This window comes from Vibrio algarum (assembly GCF_028204155.1).
GTDB lineage: Bacteria > Pseudomonadota > Gammaproteobacteria > Enterobacterales > Vibrionaceae > Vibrio > Vibrio algarum.
The window spans coordinates 745,114-761,892 of sequence record NZ_JAQLOI010000003.1 but is presented as its reverse complement, the minus strand read 5'-3'; the positions used below and the strand labels follow the sequence as shown (position 1 = coordinate 761,892).

The following is a 16,779-nucleotide window of genomic DNA, read 5'->3' as shown; positions in this document are numbered from 1 at the left end:
CATACTCTTTGCCTTACGGTGTGACTATATTGAACCAAAACTTGAACTGGTCCAGCATGCCAATGAAGTCTTTAAATTTACTAGCATCCCCATCGATAACAATATCCCCATTAGCGATGGCTTTTTCAAGCGTTGTGCTACCAATTTGCACATCATCTAGAACGGCTTTAGATAACTTCAAACTAACACTTGGGGTTTCTGTGATAACTTTGGTGTAGTTCAACACTGAGTTCTCAATCGTTAGGGTGTATTGCTCGTCTAGATCAGTAAAATCGATGTTTATTGAGAAGTTCATCCCTTCCGCTTTTTCTGGAAGGATTCGAACGGATAGGTAATCAAATAGCATCTCAGGAGGCATATTTCTAATGATATCTGGAGAAGCCGTTGTTAGCCCACCGGTTGTAGGTGTGCCGTTGCGAAGTTCATAAGCCCCTTGTAAGTAAACGGAACGCCAAGGTCCAGATTCAGCTTGATAACCCAACTGTTCATAGGTGTCTGCCAGTAGCTCTTTTCCTTTGGTATTAGGGTTAGCAAATACGACATGCTTAAGAACTTCGGCTACCCAGCGATACTCACCTTTAGCAAAATCCGCTCTGGCTTTTTCTAAAACTGCACTTTCACCTCCCATATATTCGACGTATTTAATGGCGGCATTTGTAGGTGGCAAATTATTTAGGTCGGAAGGGTTTCCGGTATACCAACCCATGTAACGTTGATAAACCGCGCGGCTGTTGTGACGCAATGTGCCGTAATAACCTCGTGTCGCCCAGTTGTTTTCTAACTCTTTGGGCAATTTGATGATCTCAGATATTTCCTCTCCAGTGTAGCCTTGGTTCATTAACCGAACGGATTGGTCATGGGTGTATTTATAGATATCGCGCTGTTTCTTAAAGTAGCTGATGATATCTTCTTGTCCCCAAAGCGGCCAGTGGTGGCTTTGGAACTTAACCTCTACTTCGTTGCCCCATAATTCAATGGTTTCATTTAAATAGCTAGACCACTTCAATGCATCCCTTACTTGCGCACCGCGAAGGGTTAATATGTTATGCATGGTATTGGTGGTATTTTCCGCCATCCAAAGTGCTTTTTTCTCAGGAAACCATGTGTTCATTTCTGTAGGCGCTTCGGTTCCTGGAGTATATTGGAATACCATTTTCACGCCATCAACCATGCGCTCATCACCTGTTTTTTCGATGATGTCAGTCGGGCCAATGAGTGTAGCGACACCGGTAGACGTTGTTTGACCTAGTCCACCATTCACACCACCAAATTCATTGCGAGGAAGTAACGCACCATACATATAGATAGCACGACGACCCATTGCGTTACCTGCTATGACGTTTTCAGATACTGCGTGTTCTGTAAATCCATGAGAGGCGATAATCTCAACTTTGCCAGCAATCACGTCTTTTTCATCGACGAGTCCACGTACACCACCAAAATGGTCCAAATGACTATGGCTGTAGATGACCGCTTTAACCGGACGTTCACCGAGCTCTTTATTGACAAATTCTAGTGCTGCTTTCGCGACTTCTTGAGAAATGAGTGGGTCAAAAACAATCCAGCCTGTTTTGCCTTCAACAAAGGTAACGTTTGATAAATCGTAACCGCGAACCTGATAGATACCATCAGTGACCTTGAATAATCCATTGATCATATTTAGCTGTGCATTACGCCAAAGGCTAGGGTTCACACTTGCAGGAGATTTCTTATCAAGCGAAATATATTTTTTATAAGATTCTAAGTCCCAGACGACATCTCCGTTTTCGTTCTTAATGGTGACGGTGTCTTCGGTTGTTATTAATCCCCGTTGAGCGTCTTCAAAATCTTTTGTATCACTAAAAGGGAGAGATTTGAGAACGTTGTTATTTGCTTCTATCGTCGATTGAGTAGCGGGCTTGGAATCAATCGCCATCGCATTAGCGGAAACCGCTAATGCAATCAGTGAAATGACACTTCTTATCATGCCTAGGTCCTTCTGTAGTGTTGTGAGTCCTGTGGTATCTAAGTTAACAGCCTTGTATTGTAGAGAAAGTGCTTATATTTAACTTAGGTTATTTGTCTTTATATAGAAATAATAAATTAGAGGGTTTTGTTATCCAGTTAACATACTAGCAACAATTGTGCTGATTGGTATGCAAATTCCGCAGGATTTAATAAATTCTCATTTACGTGACTATGCAGGGAGGGGAAATAAACGGGTTTGTTTATAGGTAGGTTTACATTGTAAATTACTTAATTAAATTCGATTAAGACCAATTCACAGGTTCTAATTTTGCGATATTAGAATGAGATACTTTGACGCGATATCGCTCTATTTTGTTGTCATTAAGACGAAAAATGAGATTGATATCGTGCAACATAGAGAATTTGTTTTTGACTAATTTCCCATTTTCATAAGAGGTATGTCTTAATGTTGTATCGGGTAATAGCTCTAACAATGTATGCAGGTTTATATCCATGGTGTCTCGTAATTGAGTGAAACCATTCATGAATTTGTCATTTATTTCGTATTTCTTTTTATAGAAAATAACAATTTCATCCGCGTCTTTTTTTGTGTATTTGCCTTTACCGCGCACCGATATGATCTCATCATCGGGGATGATAAACTCTGCTAGGTCGAAGCATTGTCCCACGACTTTGTTGTCGCTATCGTACAAGACTGTCCTATAACTAAATTTTCCCTTACTCAGTTTCTTTGCAATATAAATGCGAAAAAGCTCTTTAAATCTGTCTTTAAATATATAGCTAAAACAGAGTGCCATTAGCAGAGCAAATGAGACAGTGCCATAGCCCAATTGCACGTAAAAGACGACTAACGTTGTTAAGAGCATGGATAAAAAAGCACTGAGACTGAATGCGGCCTGTTCTCGTAATACACCGAGCGTACTATTTTGTTGGGTAATATTTATCGATTTGCAAAAATAGTCTTCTTTTCTTCGGATATATTGAGCTTCTTTCGATTTTAAACCGTAGTTTGCTCTTCGATATTCTCGCTCTGAACAAGCAAACTTAATCAGTTCATCGTAAATAGCGGTGTTTTTATTCTCTTTTTTGCCAGAATGGCAGAAAGCGAGGGTTATTTGCTCTGCGTAATAGGAGCAGAGCTCATCTGCGCTTTTGAAATCTTTGATGTTGTCGTCAGTGGTTGGTGTATTGCGCAGATCATTAAGTAATGAGCTTGCAACTTCTAGAAATTCGCGTAAATCAGCTTTGTTTTTATCGGTATCTTGAACCAGTCTAGACAGTTTTAATTTGAACGTTTTTAGAAAAATTGGAAAGTCTATTGTGCTGTCGGAATTGAGCTTTTTCTGCTTGAGAAGTGGAAACTTGGCTTTTGATATCGAATAGTGGTAGCGAGACGCTTTTAGATCCAATAAAACACTGGCGCAAATATCTCGTTCCCGAATTCCCATGTCGTTGGGTAAAAACATGTACATTTCGAGTGAGGAAGTTTTATTTTTGCTGACAGTTGTTCTTACTTGCATAGAAGTATCGAGTACTTCAAGATCGAGTTTCACGCGTTAGACGCCCCCATTAGAGTTGTATTTATGTTTTTGGAGTGGTTGGTCTGAGTGTTGTTAATTACTCTTTTTTATCTGTAACAGTTGTTGTGAAAATTCAGCGAAACCATAGCCTCCTGGTTCTGTCATCATGATAGGAGGGTGGGATATCAGCTTGTCCCAGTAATGGGAAAGGTTCGCCACGCCTATGCTATTAGGTAGGGTGGCAAACATGTGTTGATCATTTAGAGAGTCACCAACATAGCAACAACGTGAGAGTATTTCCTCGTCGGTTAATCCCTTCTCTTTGAGAAAGTTAAGCGATGTTATCTTTTTGGAATGTTCGCCATACCAAGCATTTATATGAATGGAACTTGCCGTTGCATGAGCGCCCAGTGCGTTTATCTTACTAACAATATCTTCTATAATTGAGCTGCTAACTTGAGGGCAGTTTTGCCCTATATCAATAGAGACTTCACACAAACGATAGGATTGATCAAGGGTTAAACCTAGCTCTGGGTAATCTTCTAAAATAGTGAGTACTTGTCGTTTCAGTTTATGCTGTCGTTGTTTTAATTCTTCTAACGCTACGTCAGCTCTAATGGTGAGATAACTGTCTTTTTTTCGAGTATAAACGCGCCATTTTCGCCTAGCACAGCATCAACAGGCCATAGCTGAGCGATATGATCACACCAACCGGCACAAGCACCTGTAACGGCAACCACTTTAATGCCCGCATTCTGCAAATCTTTAAGGGCTATTAAGGTTTCCGGAGGAAGTTTACCTTGCCAAGTTAGGGTGTCATCTACGTCCGTTAAGACCCAGTCTATGGCTTCCCACTCTCTCGTTAATTGACTCGGTACCGATTTCATATTCGATTCCTTATTAAATTACAGTAAATTTGGCAAGAACATGACCAAGCTTTCTGAATAAGTCAGGATCATTAGCACGGTTAACAATGCGATCAATAATGGTGTTACCTCACGGACAAAATCCACCATTCTTACTTTAAGAATTGAACACACGGTAAACATCATCGAGCCAAACGGTGGCGTCACGCCACCAATCATAATATTGACTATTACGATGACACCAAAATGAACCGGATTCACACCGAGGTTGAGAACGGCAGGAAGTAGCAGAGGCGTTAAGATGATCATTGCTGCACCGCCCTCAATAAACATACCTACAACGAGCAGAAGGACGTTGATTAAGAGCAATAGCATAAGTTTGTTGTCGGTTAGCTGAATCAACGCTGACGCCACATTCTGTGGGATCTGTTCTAGCGTCATATAATATCCAAACACCATCGCACCGATAATAATAAACATGACACTACTAGTACCTTGAATGGTCTCTTTTAGTATCAGGGGTATATGAACTATTTTTAATTCTCGGTAGATAAGACCACCAATGATGGCGCACAACAACACGGCGATAGCACCGGCTTCTGTTGGCGTAAACAAGCCAAATCGCATGCCGAGAATAATGCCAAATGGTATTAGCAGTGCCGGGATTGCCTTGGAAAAATAGTGAAAACGTTCTTTTGCTTTTGCTGGTTCCGATCGTGAGGGCTTATAGCCACGTTTTTTAGAAATGATAGCAATAGTAAAGATCAATGATGAAGCCATTAAAAATGCAGGTACATAACCAGCGATAAACATCGAATGCACAGAAACGTTAGCAAGCAATGCGAAAATAATAAGGTTAATTCCAGGGGGAATAACGGGACTAATGCTTGAAGAAGCGGCTGTTACGGCTGCCGTAAAGGGCAGGTCGTAACCACGCTTGGTCATTTCTGGTGCTAATATTTTTGATTGCATAGCGGCATCGGCGTTTGCCGAACCTGAAATACCACCCATTAACGTACTTAATAGTACGTTCACATGGGCTAGCCCACCTACTTTGTGCCCGATGATTGAATCAGCGAAGGCCAATAAACTTCGACTTATTCCAGCATAGTTCATTATGGATCCAACCATGATGAAAAATGGTATCGCCAACAACGGAAAAGAAGAAGCAGAGGAGATAAATCTTTGCATGACCAAACTGACGGGAATAGACGTGTTTAGAAATAGAAAATACACCATAGATGATGCGATCAAAGAAAACGCAATGGGTACATTCAGTAGAAATAAGACAAACAGGAGGATAATCGGTAAATAAACTTCCACTTCAGCCACCTAGTGCGTATGTGTCGACGAGTTTTCATCTGAATTTCTCAAATCATCTTTGATAAATTTCAGCGTATGAATCGCCATAAGAGAAAAACAGACAACGAGTACACCGTTAATAGTGAAGTAAGACATTCCTATAACGGGGGTAACTTTGGTCGACAGCATTGTGTAATCAATACTCAAGTAAGCCAAAATCACATTTAATACTAATAAAAAACAGGCTATTACAAGACGAAAAGGTCGCTTAGCGCTGTCAGGTAGCAAGGTCATGATGACATCGACACCCATATGTAACTTGTGTTTGTAACAAGAGCTGATGCCGAAATAAACGGCCCATATAAAGCAGATGACAGATAGCTCTTCGCTCCAGGGCACAACAAAACCGAAGCCATAACGGAGGAAAACGTTAATGATGACCATTAACACTGTAATAGAAATGGCAATTGAAGCTAAGATTTCTTCAAGGTTAGTGATAAAACGCATTTGTACTCCATGAATCTACGTAAACGAGCTAGTTACAACGCCTTACATTAGGGCAAGATAAGGCGTTGTAGGTCGTCTTTTAACTATTTGCTAGCAGCGCGGATTTTGTCCAGTTCGCCGTTAATAGTTGCGTGAATACCTTTGCTCCATGATGGGAATTGGTTGTAGACATCAGCAGTAAGTTTACCGAATTCAGCGTTATCAACTTCGTTGAAAGTCACACCTAAATCTTTAAGCTTTTGCATATATTCAGCATCTAGCTTCACTAATTCATTTGTATTTGAAACGGCACCCGCTTCTAATTCTTCCATAACGATAGTTTGTTGTTCTGCGCTTAACTTGTCCCAAACTTTTGGCGAGATATATAAACCTACAGTGCCTAAGAAGTGCTTAGTAAATGACATGTTTTTTGCTACTTCATACATCTTAGTTGAGTACATCGTTAAGATAGACCCTTCAAGACCGTCAACTACGCCTTGTTGAACACCTGCATAAGTTTCAGGGAAAGGTAGAGAAGCAGGAGCAGCCCCCATTGCACTTAGAGTACTAATGAATAGTTGGCTACCAGGTACGCGAATGCGCATGCCTTTCATATCAGCAGAATTCTTAATTTCTTTGTTTGTTATCATATGGCGAAAGCCGAACATATAATCTGCGGTTAGAATTTTGATGCCTTTCTTCTCAGCCTGTGCTGTTAAATCGGCTACAAAATCAGTTTTCATCATTGCAAGGTATTCGTCATAAGAGTTGTAAAGGCCTGGGCCAGCTAGTGCTGCAAAGTCTGGTACAAAGTCGCCAAGGTAGCTTAAGTCTTCAACTGCAATCCAGTCAGCACCGTTTACTACTTGTTCTAGGTTATCTTTATAGACAGGTAATTGACCACCCGGGAATACTTTAATGTTCACGCCACCATCTGTACGCGTACGAATGTTGTCGCTTACTTTAATCAGCTCTTTGGTTAATAGTTCATTTTGGGTGAATACTAAACTCATATTGATGTTTACTGGTTTTTGCGATGCTGCCATTGCAGTTTCACTTCCAGTGACGCCATATCCAAACAGCGTTGCAGCCGTCAATACAGTTCCCAGTAGTAGCTTTTTCATTCTCTTAACCCTCTATGTAGTTAGGTAAAATGTTCCTGTCTTTACCATGCTCGTTTATGAGCGCTTGTTCACGTTTGTTGTTTTCTAATTATTAGATTACGTACCATATAATATTCATATGAATATTAATACGAACAATTACACCTTCATATGAATGTTGTGATCTTGTTATCAGAACGCTGTCATAACTTGTTTATTATTGTCTTGCGCTTGAATTTATAGTGCGGGTTAGTAACATTGGCTATTAATGAATAAATGATTTCAAATGAATGTACAGAGAGGAAACATGATTGTAGGTCACCGTGGTGCAGCGGCTTTAGCACCAGAGAATACGCTTGCAGGATTAAACAAAGCGGCTGATTCTGGTATTCATTGGATAGAGATTGATACCCAGCTCACCGCGGACGGTATTCCCGTTATATTTCATGATGAAACTTTGGAGCGTTGTACAAACGGTTCAGGGAAATTGGCTTCTCATACGCTCAGTGAATTGAAACAACTTGATGCTGGTAGTTGGTTTGATGGTGCATTTGCGGGAGAAAAAATACCAACACTTGAAGAAGCGCTGCAAACCTGCCTTGATAAAGACTTATTTATGAATCTAGAAATAAAGATACATCATGATGTTCAAGTTGTTCCTCTAGTTAAAAAAATATCAGACGTTTTAAAATCTATCGACTTTCCAAACGAGCGACTGTTGCTCTCTAGCTTTTCTAAACATGCGGTTGAACAATGCAAAACACTATTACCTGATATTAGGCGCGGTTATATTACTGAAGAAAAGTCCACTGAGTATCTTAATGAAATAGAGCATTTAAGTTTATTTAGTGTTCATGTGAATCAAGAAATGTTAACCAGTGACATGGCGAAGTCGATAACGGATAAGGGTTATACTCTTAATATATGGACACTCAATGATCCAGACAAGTTGAACGACTTTATTCAAATGAAAGTAGATAATGTTATCACCGATAACCCTGAATTATTTTAATAGGATTGAATCGTCATGGAGCTGACTCTTCGACAACAAGAAATACTTGGATACTTGAAACAGCATAGCGATGTCCAGATTGATGAGTTGTCGGTCATGTTTTCGGTGACGACGCAAACAATACGCCGTGATGTTAATTTATTGTGTGAGCAAGGCTTGGCTCGCAGAGTACATGGTGGAATAAGTTTGCCCGCAAACTTGACCAACACGACCTACCAGTTTAGACGTGAAGTTGAATCTGATGTAAAAATAGCGATTGGTCAAGAAGTAGCAAAACAGATCCCTGAAGGGGCCACGGTTATAATGGGTATTGGTAGTTCAGTGACCTATGTAGCCGAATTTTTGACGGGTATTAAAGCGCTTAGGGTGATCACTAATAATCTGCAGGTAGCCAGAATTTTTGAAAATAACCCAAATGTAGAAGTTTATCTGTGTGGTGGCTTAATACGTTGTGATCATCAAGATGTGGTCGGGCATAGTGTTTTAAAATTTTTTGGTGATTTTGAAGCCGATATAGGCATCGTTGGTTGTGGGTCTGTCACGCCTAATTTGTCTGCGATGGAACATGAGCCCCAAGAAGCGGAGATTACTAAGGCGATTCTGGTTAATTCAAGACAAAACTGGTTGTTAGCCGACGCCAGTAAGTGGGGACGATTTGCGTCAGTAAAAGTGGCAAATCTCACCTCTTTTTCGCGTATTTATACCAATAAGGCAGGCTTACCAGTCGACTTACCAGTTTATCCGGTGTAGATAGGCTAATAATCTTTAGTATTTTAAAAACGCCCAGCTAAGCTGGGCGTTTTTCTTTTATTTAGTTTTCCAAGAATTACTGCTCAAGTGTACTCACCGTCTCGATATTACCATTAAGCCGTCGCTTGAGTTTGAGCTGCATTTTTTGCTTTGTTTCTTTTCGCCAACACTAGTGTTAAGCCAAAAGAGACAGCGAAAGAAAGTAGCATGCCTATAACGTAGTAGCTGAGATCTCCAGGGCGAATGGAGATGATGCCTGGTAGACCCGCTGCACCTAATGCCGCTGCTTTCACATTGAAAAGAGTAATGAAAGCACTTGATATTGCTGCACCGATAACGGCTGCTACGAATGGGTAACGTAGTTTTAAGTTCACACCAAACATAGCCGGTTCTGTAATACCTAACAGGGCTGTAATACCAGACGGCATGGCGATACCTTTGGTTTTGATGTCTTTGGTAGTGAATCCGACTGCGAGTGCCGCTGCACCTTGTGCAACATTAGACATGGCAGCAATAGGGAATATGAAAGTACCACCTGTAATCGCAATATCAGCAAGAAGCTGGGTTTCTATAGCGATAAAGCTATGGTGCATACCTGTGATAACAAACGGGGCATAGATTAAGCCCATTAATGCGCCACCAACGAAGCCTGCGGAATCGTATAACCAGTTCAACCCATCACCAAGTAAGAAACCAATGTCACGAGTGAATGGACCAACGATAGTAAATGTTAAGAAACCAGTGATGAATATCGCCAACATTGGTGTGAGCAAGTTATCCAATACCGATGGGACAATTTTGCGCAGACCGATTTCGACTTTTGCAAGAATAAATGCAGATACAAGTACAGGTAATACAGAACCTTGGTACCCTACTTTTTGAATTTCAAAGCCCAGAATGTTCCATACTGGTATAGTGCCGGACACGCTTGCGCCACCGAATCCCCATCCATTTAGTAAGTCGGGATGGACCATTAACATACCAAGCGCTGCGCCTAAGAATGGATTGCCACCAAATTTGCTACTGGCCGAAAATGCTAACAATACTGGAAGATAAACAAAAGGCGCATTAGCAAAGGTGTTAATCATACTAGCTAAATCGGCTAGCCCCGGATTGGCATCAATTAATGATTGACCCTCAATAAATAGTCCAGTTGCGGTTAATAGGTTAAATATCCCCATCAATAAACCGCCAGCAACGATTGCCGGAATAATTGGAACAAATATGTCTGATAAACCCTTAATCGCCTGCTGTAATATGTTTTGTTTTTGAGCGCCAGCTGAAGCAACTTCTCGAGTGGACATATTGCTCATTCCAGTCAGTTTTGCTAGTTCAGCGTGAACTTGGTTTACGATACCTGAACCAAAAATGATCTGGTATTGACCTGCTACCTTAAATTGTCCTTTTACACCATCAAGGGCATCGATTGCCTCTTCATCTATGACGGAGTCGTCTTTTAGTGCTAGGCGAAGCCTAGTTGCACAATGCGCTAGAGCTTCGATGTTGTCTTTGCCGCCAAGTAGGGCTAGCAGCTCTTTAGCAACCTTTGGATAGTTCATAATGTACACTCCATTCTGTATTTGGTATTCAGAATATTATTTTAAGTTTCGGGAACGTTTGCAAAACGAATTCTTAAAGATTTAATTGATTTCGTCAAAATAAATGCTCAGTAAATGTGATTTTGATCTCCTAAATTGGTTATTAAAGCGTCAAGTTGGCTAATTTTAGGCTATCTATTCTCTAAATTAGTTGAGAAAATTGGTAACAATTGCAGTTTTGATGAGTGTAGAGGAAAGAATGGTAGGATTACATGACGTTGCTAAATTAGCCGGTGTCTCTAAATCGACAGTTTCTCGGGTGATTAATAATGAATATGGTGTAAAGCAGAGTACCAAAGAGATTGTGCAGAAGGCGATTGAAGAGTGCGGTTATGTTGTAAACCAAGTGGCGAAAGATCTAAAGTCTCAAAAAACCAACCTTATTGGGGTTATTGTCCCAACTTTGTCTTCAAATTCTACCGCTCAGGGCGTGGATGGCCTTAGCCATATATTTGATAAAAAAGGAAAACATGTACTTTTGGCTAATAGTCAGCATAAACATGAAAAAGAGATTGAATACATTCGACTTTTTAATCAAAAGAGGGTCGAAGGGATTATTTTATACGCAACACATTTAGATGAAACGTTAATGAATGTGATTAATCAATCCCAAGTCCCTGTTGTGCTTGTCGGTCAAGACGGTTCTAATTACGATATTCCGAGTGTAATACATGATGACGTTAGAGTGGGTTTTTCTGCTGGTCAGAGATTAGTTAAGGCAGGTTGCAAGAATATTGGTTTCATTGGGGTTTCAAGTGAAGATATTGCGGTTGATTCAATGCGTTACCTGGGACTGACTCAAGCGCTCTCATCACTCAAAATGGAAGGGCCTAGCTTTCATAGTCGCGGTGAGTTTTCGATGGAATCTGGCTACGAGCAAATGAAATCTTTAATGATTGTTAACAAAGACTTAGATGGTGTTTTTTGCGCCACAGATAGAATCGCTATTGGGGCAATAAAAGCGATTGAAGAGAGTGGAAAAACAGCCGGTAAAGAAATAAAGGTTCTTGGTGTTGGCAATGATGATCTTGGTATGGTTTCTCGTCCCTCGTTATCTACTTTTCACTACGCCTTTGAAGCGGCTGGTGAAACATCTGCCTCAGTGATTTTAGACTTAATAGAGGGAAAGCAACAGCTTATGAGTAAAATAGTATTAAGCTTCAGAGCCGTAGAGCGTCAATCTTGCTAGCTGATTGCTTATCTAATGTGACGCCGATCTCACTTAATTTGATGATTTCTTGAGCTCGGCCTTTTTTTTGTCTATTCTTGCAAACGTTCCCAATAAAGATGGTCTTGCTATGATAGATGCTTATATAGAAAGCTGTGGTGGTATTAACAATGTTAATCGTATTCTTAGTTCTCAAGGGCGATTAATAGTCGAAGTCGATAATAGTGACTTGTTAGCCAAAAGTGCATTGGATAATTATTGTGTCACCATGTCTCAAGTAAGCTTTGAGATTGGTCATAACATTGATTCTTCCAAACTGATTCAATTAGGTTCTGAAATTCGTAATCGACAGCTTCACGCAGTGGATAAACTAACCAGTCCCCAGAAGTGTGAATATAGACCAAGTTGGCACGTAGCTCCTCCTACAGGGTTATTAAATGACCCTAACGGTTTCATTTGTCATCAAGGTACGTATCATCTCTTCTATCAATGGTACCCTTTTGAATGTGTACACAAGGATAAATACTGGGCGCACTTAACCAGTACAGACTTAGTTAATTGGGAGGTGCAACCTCTCGCATTGACACCTTCTGATTGGTTTGACAGCCATGGCGTTTTTTCGGGGCATGCGGTGAGTACACCGGACCAATTGATGCTGTATTACACGGGTAATGTGCGTATCGGCGAACAGCGTGACCGACAAACAACACAATGCCTTGCCATATCTAAAGATGGAATAAATTTTCAGAAACTGGGTCCTGTTGTTGATAGCTTACCTGCAGGCGTGACAGCTCACTTTCGCGATCCTAAAGTGGTCAAAATTGGAGATGTATGGTGGATGTTGGTGGGGGCCCAGCGAGAAGATTTATTGGGTCGATTGGCTGTTTATAAATCTCACGACTTACTCCATTGGAAGTTTGACAAATTGTATGGTGATGATTTAGGTGACTTCGGCTACATGTGGGAATGCCCGGATCTTTTTGAATTAAATGGACAACTGATCGCCGTTATAGGCCCTCAAGGTATTCAATCGTGCAGTCGCCACCATACGGTAGCTCATCATAACGGTTTCCTAAAAGCCGCTATTTCTGAACAGGGTGAGTTGTCGTTGAGCGATTTTAAGATGCTAGACCATGGGTTTGATTTTTATGCGCCTCAGACATTAGAAACGCCAGATGGTAGAAGAGTGTTAACCGCTTGGATGGGACTTCCAGATGAGATAAATCAGCCGACAGTAGACAACGGCTGGTTGCATCAATTGACATTGTTACGTCAACTGACTCTGGTTGATGAGAAACTGATTCAGCAACCGATTAAGGAATTGGAAGCTTTGCGTTCTACATTGGAAGAGTTTGAACTTGAATACTCATCACGAGATTTGAAAACCAAGGCGTTTGAACTGCACGTAGAATTAGAATGGGGGAGTAAATTATCTTTGTTTAAAGATAGCGAAAATGAGTGCTCTATTTTATTGGATAAAAGTAGCCAGACGTTACTCTTAGATCGGTCGAATACATTGCTTAGAGAAGGCGATTGCATAAGAGAACTAAAGCTCGATAGCGAAACAGTTAGCTTCCAGATATTGGCAGACAACTCTTCTCTGGAGATCTTTATTAACGGTGGTGAATTTGTAATGACTAGCCGTGTGTTTACCCCTGAGAGAGCAACCCACTTAGCGTTAGACGGGAAAGCTAAATTCCTGTTTTGGCCGTTATCTTCAGCAAAAATCGGCCTTAAAGATAATAACCCCATTGCTATTTAACCTTAGTAGAAATAGAAAGGATCAAATTATGAATCGAATCTGGCTTTCTGGTGACGCCGTTGTTGACCTTATTCCTGAAGGAGAATCTACCTATTTAAAATGCCCAGGAGGTGCCCCTGCAAATGTCGCTGTGGCGGCTGCAAGGCTACAAAGCGACAGCGCGTTTTTTGGACGAGTAGGTAATGATCCTCTTGGTCGATTTATGAAACAAGTTTTGCAGAAAGAAGGGGTAAATACTGATCACCTTGTCCTTGATGAAGATCAGCGAACATCAACAGTGATTGTAGACCTTGATGATAGTGGAGAGCGTAGCTTTACGTTCATGGTAAAACCGAGTGCAGACCAATTTTTGCAATCCTCAGATATACCAGAGTTTCACGCTAATCAGTGGTTACACTTATGTTCGATTTCTCTTGCCAACGAGCCGAGTAGAAGCAGTACATTTGAAGCGATTGAAAGGATCAAAGCAGCTGGTGGTCACGTGAGTTTTGACCCTAACTTACGAGAAGAGGTTTGGGTAAATCCATCAGAAATTAAGCCAGTGGTACTGAAAGCACTGGCACAAGCCGATGTGGTTAAATTTTCCGAGGAAGAGCTACTTTTTTTAACTGAAACTAACAGCCTAGAAGCGGGAATAAAACAGCTTTCGCTTTTCGGTAATACTTTGGTATTGATTACTATGGGTGCGAAAGGTGCATTGGTCATTCAAAATGGTTCTGAGACACTAATCACAGGCAAACCCGTACAACCAATAGATACGACCGGTGCGGGAGATGCATTTGTTGGCGGGTTAATCGCTCGATTAGCTCAAAGCAATAATTGGAGTGAACCTGATATTGTTGCAGAAGCGGTAATGTGGGGTAATAGTTGTGGTGCTTTGGCGACCACTAAAAAAGGGGCAATGACGGCGTTACCGACAAAAGCGGCATTACTAGAATATATAGAAAGTTAAAATGGATACGTTCAACGAGTGCCACTAAATAACCGTTTAGATAAAATGTGTTCGATTAAACGAACCTCAAAGGGTAAGGATACCCTTGTCATAGATGTCACACTCATATCTCGGTAAGTTTAGATAACATTAATTGTTGATACTTAGAACCAGTACCACTTTAGTTGTAATAAACTGAGGTACAATATTTGTTGCATTTGCCTATTTGTTTGCATTGATTACCCCTTATTTTAGGGTATTCAACTAAGACAGTACTATCGCGAGTAACACAGATGAAGACTTTTACCCCTGTAGATTTAGATAACGAATTGTTGCTTGATGTGGTGGACGAAGTAGAGATTCTTTGTGAAAATAGCGCGAGCACCTTGGTTTTGTTAAGTAATGATCCTGATAACAGGGAGCTTTTAGATAAACTTTTTCGATCCGTTCATACCATTAAAGGTGACGTCGGTCTTGCTCAGTTTTCGCCACTTTTACCTTTATTATCCGCCCTTGAAGATATCCTTGGTTTTATGAGGCAAGGGGCCATTCAATATAATACTTTAATCTCGGATCTTCTTCTGAGCATTATTGAAGAAGTGAAGTCCTTTGTCGATGATATAGCGAACGCTGGGAGTGTGGAATATGATTCAGAGATGTATTCTGCAGCCACCGAGATGATGGCGAAGGTACAAATTGAAAACTTGGATGCTCATGAAGCGTTGCTAACAAAGTCACTACATATCATTGAACCACCTTTGACAGAAAGCAGTAAATCGACGATTTTTTCTCAAGAATTAGATGACCTCAGTATTGATTGGTCAAGTGAGGTTGAACCTGACCTGATGTTTTTTCAAAGCATAATGAAGCCGGTTGAAGATAGATTAGATAACTGGGATGGTCGCAGTGGTCGCCAGCTAAAATTAGCGCTATTGTTGAACCAATTTGCGGGAAAAATTGTAGACGAGAAGCAACTTAGAGCCGCGGTGTATCTACATGATTTAGGTATGTCTTTATTGCCATTGACGATGCTACGGCAGAAAACTCGCTTTACAGATTCAGAGAAAGCGCGTTTAAGAGGTCATGTTCAGCGTAGCGTGAATTTTCTATCTGAAATGCCACATTGGAGTGAAGCGCGCCAATTTATTTATGAACATCATGAACGCGCTGACGGACAAGGCTATCCACAAGGGTTAAGTAATATTGATATATCACACGGAGCAAAGATTTTGGCTTTGGTGGATGCCTTTGAAGCCATGACGCATACTCGCGAGTATCAAGTTCATACAAAACGTCATATATCTCATGCACTGCAAGAAATAAACAGTGCCAGTGGAACTCAATTTTGCCCGTATTGGGTGAATATCTTAAACAAAGTCATGGCGTCAATAATGCCGAACTAATGTGCTCGTAAAATTTATTGCTCACTGGCTGCAAACCCTGCTTCTACCATTTTTCTTAGCCGTGTATAGCAGTTTGTCAGCTCGTTTCATTGCTGATTGTAATGTCTCTTTAGGTTCTATTTGAACAACCCCTATGCTAGCACTCATAGAAGGGATATCTTTATGCAACATAGATTTTTTAGCTAATGTACTGAGAATACGATGTGCGATATCTGAAGCTTGGTCCAAATTAGATTCTATTAGTAATATCGTGAACTCTTCCCCACCCATGCGTCCAACTATGTCGATATTTCGAACGATATCGCTGCAAATTTGAGTGAAAAATATTAACGCTTTATCACCAATATTGTGACCAAAGGTATCATTAATACTTTTGAAGTGATCGATGTCTATTGTGAGCAGTGAAAGGCTTTTATTGTATCTACGCATTAATTTTAACTCGCGATCACTGCTTTCAATGAAATACCTTCTGTTGAAAAGCCCTGTTAATGGGTCTTCTCGGGTTAGCTTAATGAGTTGTTCTTCCATTAACTTACGTTTGTTAATATCTCTTGTCACCCAAACGACACCCTTTTCAAGATCAGCGGGTAAGTTGGTGTCTATTGCTTTTCCAGATATGGCGACCCAAATAGGCTTACCATCTCTATTTCTAACTTGATAGTCAAAATCAACAACCTCTCGGTTGATGAGAGAGGAATGAAATTTTTCGCCAAATTGATCATAAGCTTCATCGCTCAAATGAATCTCTCGTGATGATCTCCCCACCCAATCTTCAGGCCTATCAAAGCCTATCATATCGACGAATGTTTGGTTTACTCTTTGAACTACCCTATCTTTATCAACCACTAAAATACCGACCAAGGCATTATTGAAGATGACCTCAAGCTCATTATAAGCCTCTGCCATTTTT

13 protein-coding genes and 1 pseudogene are annotated in these 16,779 nt (G+C 40.7%); 6 read left to right on the top strand and 8 right to left on the bottom strand.

Features of this window, described 5'->3' with window-relative positions; translation table 11 throughout:
• Positions 1–13: 13 nt before the first annotated feature.
• From PGX00_RS18790 to PGX00_RS18765, 6 genes and pseudogenes are all read right to left on the bottom strand, one after another.
• Positions 14–1,966: an alkyl/aryl-sulfatase gene (locus tag PGX00_RS18790; protein ID WP_272139452.1), complete on the bottom strand. Its 1,953-nt coding sequence runs from the start codon at positions 1,964–1,966 to the stop codon at positions 14–16.
• A 283-nt stretch (positions 1,967–2,249) separates the two neighbouring features.
• Positions 2,250–3,521 carry a hypothetical protein gene (locus PGX00_RS18785; protein ID WP_272139450.1) on the bottom strand — a complete coding sequence of 424 codons (1,272 nt, stop codon included), beginning with the start codon at positions 3,519–3,521 and terminating at the stop codon, positions 2,250–2,252.
• Positions 3,522–3,581: 60 nt separating this feature from the next.
• A pseudogene (locus PGX00_RS18780) lies at positions 3,582–4,375 on the bottom strand (HAD-IIB family hydrolase).
• An 18-nt stretch (positions 4,376–4,393) separates the two neighbouring features.
• Positions 4,394–5,677 (bottom strand): TRAP transporter large permease, encoded by a 1,284-nt coding sequence (locus tag PGX00_RS18775; RefSeq protein ID WP_272139448.1) that lies wholly within the window; start codon positions 5,675–5,677, stop codon positions 4,394–4,396.
• Between the two features lie 9 nt (positions 5,678–5,686).
• A complete protein-coding gene (locus tag PGX00_RS18770) occupies positions 5,687–6,163 on the bottom strand; it encodes a TRAP transporter small permease (RefSeq protein WP_272139446.1) in 477 nt (158 codons plus the stop codon).
• Between the two features lie 83 nt (positions 6,164–6,246).
• A complete protein-coding gene (locus PGX00_RS18765; RefSeq protein WP_272139444.1) occupies positions 6,247–7,266 on the bottom strand; it encodes a C4-dicarboxylate TRAP transporter substrate-binding protein in 1,020 nt (339 codons plus the stop codon).
• 286 nt (positions 7,267–7,552) lie between these two features.
• Here PGX00_RS18765 and PGX00_RS18760 point away from each other — a divergent pair, with 286 nt between their 5' ends.
• Both PGX00_RS18760 and PGX00_RS18755 read left to right on the top strand, forming a co-directional pair.
• Entirely contained in the window at positions 7,553–8,257 is a 705-nt protein-coding gene (locus tag PGX00_RS18760; protein ID WP_272139442.1) for a glycerophosphodiester phosphodiesterase family protein, read from the top strand.
• 15 nt (positions 8,258–8,272) lie between these two features.
• The gene (locus PGX00_RS18755) at positions 8,273–9,007 is read left to right on the top strand and encodes a DeoR/GlpR family DNA-binding transcription regulator (protein WP_272139440.1); all 735 of its coding nucleotides are present in this window, start codon (positions 8,273–8,275) and stop codon (positions 9,005–9,007) included.
• Between the two features lie 113 nt (positions 9,008–9,120).
• On the opposite strand, the gene PGX00_RS18750 is transcribed toward PGX00_RS18755, so the two are convergent.
• Positions 9,121–10,566, bottom strand: coding sequence for a sucrose-specific PTS transporter subunit IIBC (locus PGX00_RS18750; RefSeq protein WP_272139438.1), 1,446 nt, complete (start codon positions 10,564–10,566; stop codon positions 9,121–9,123).
• Positions 10,567–10,804: 238 nt separating this feature from the next.
• On the opposite strand from PGX00_RS18750, the gene PGX00_RS18745 reads away from it, so the two are divergent.
• From PGX00_RS18745 to PGX00_RS18730, 4 genes are all read left to right on the top strand, one after another.
• Positions 10,805–11,794, top strand: coding sequence for a LacI family DNA-binding transcriptional regulator (locus PGX00_RS18745; protein ID WP_272139436.1), 990 nt, complete (start codon positions 10,805–10,807; stop codon positions 11,792–11,794).
• Positions 11,795–11,861: 67 nt separating this feature from the next.
• Positions 11,862–13,535 (top strand): glycoside hydrolase family 32 protein, encoded by a 1,674-nt coding sequence (locus tag PGX00_RS18740; RefSeq protein ID WP_322107884.1) that lies wholly within the window; start codon positions 11,862–11,864, stop codon positions 13,533–13,535.
• Positions 13,536–13,563: 28 nt separating this feature from the next.
• Positions 13,564–14,487, top strand: a complete 924-nt coding sequence (locus PGX00_RS18735) for an aminoimidazole riboside kinase (RefSeq protein ID WP_272139434.1) — start codon at positions 13,564–13,566, stop codon at positions 14,485–14,487.
• 272 nt (positions 14,488–14,759) lie between these two features.
• Positions 14,760–15,869 carry an HD-GYP domain-containing protein gene (locus PGX00_RS18730; protein ID WP_272139431.1) on the top strand — a complete coding sequence of 370 codons (1,110 nt, stop codon included), beginning with the start codon at positions 14,760–14,762 and terminating at the stop codon, positions 15,867–15,869.
• Between the two features lie 21 nt (positions 15,870–15,890).
• Here the strand turns inward: PGX00_RS18730 and PGX00_RS23055 are convergent, their stop codons facing one another.
• Entirely contained in the window at positions 15,891–16,775 is an 885-nt protein-coding gene (locus PGX00_RS23055; RefSeq protein WP_407702419.1) for a sensor domain-containing diguanylate cyclase, read from the bottom strand.
• Positions 16,776–16,779: the final 4 nt, after the last annotated feature.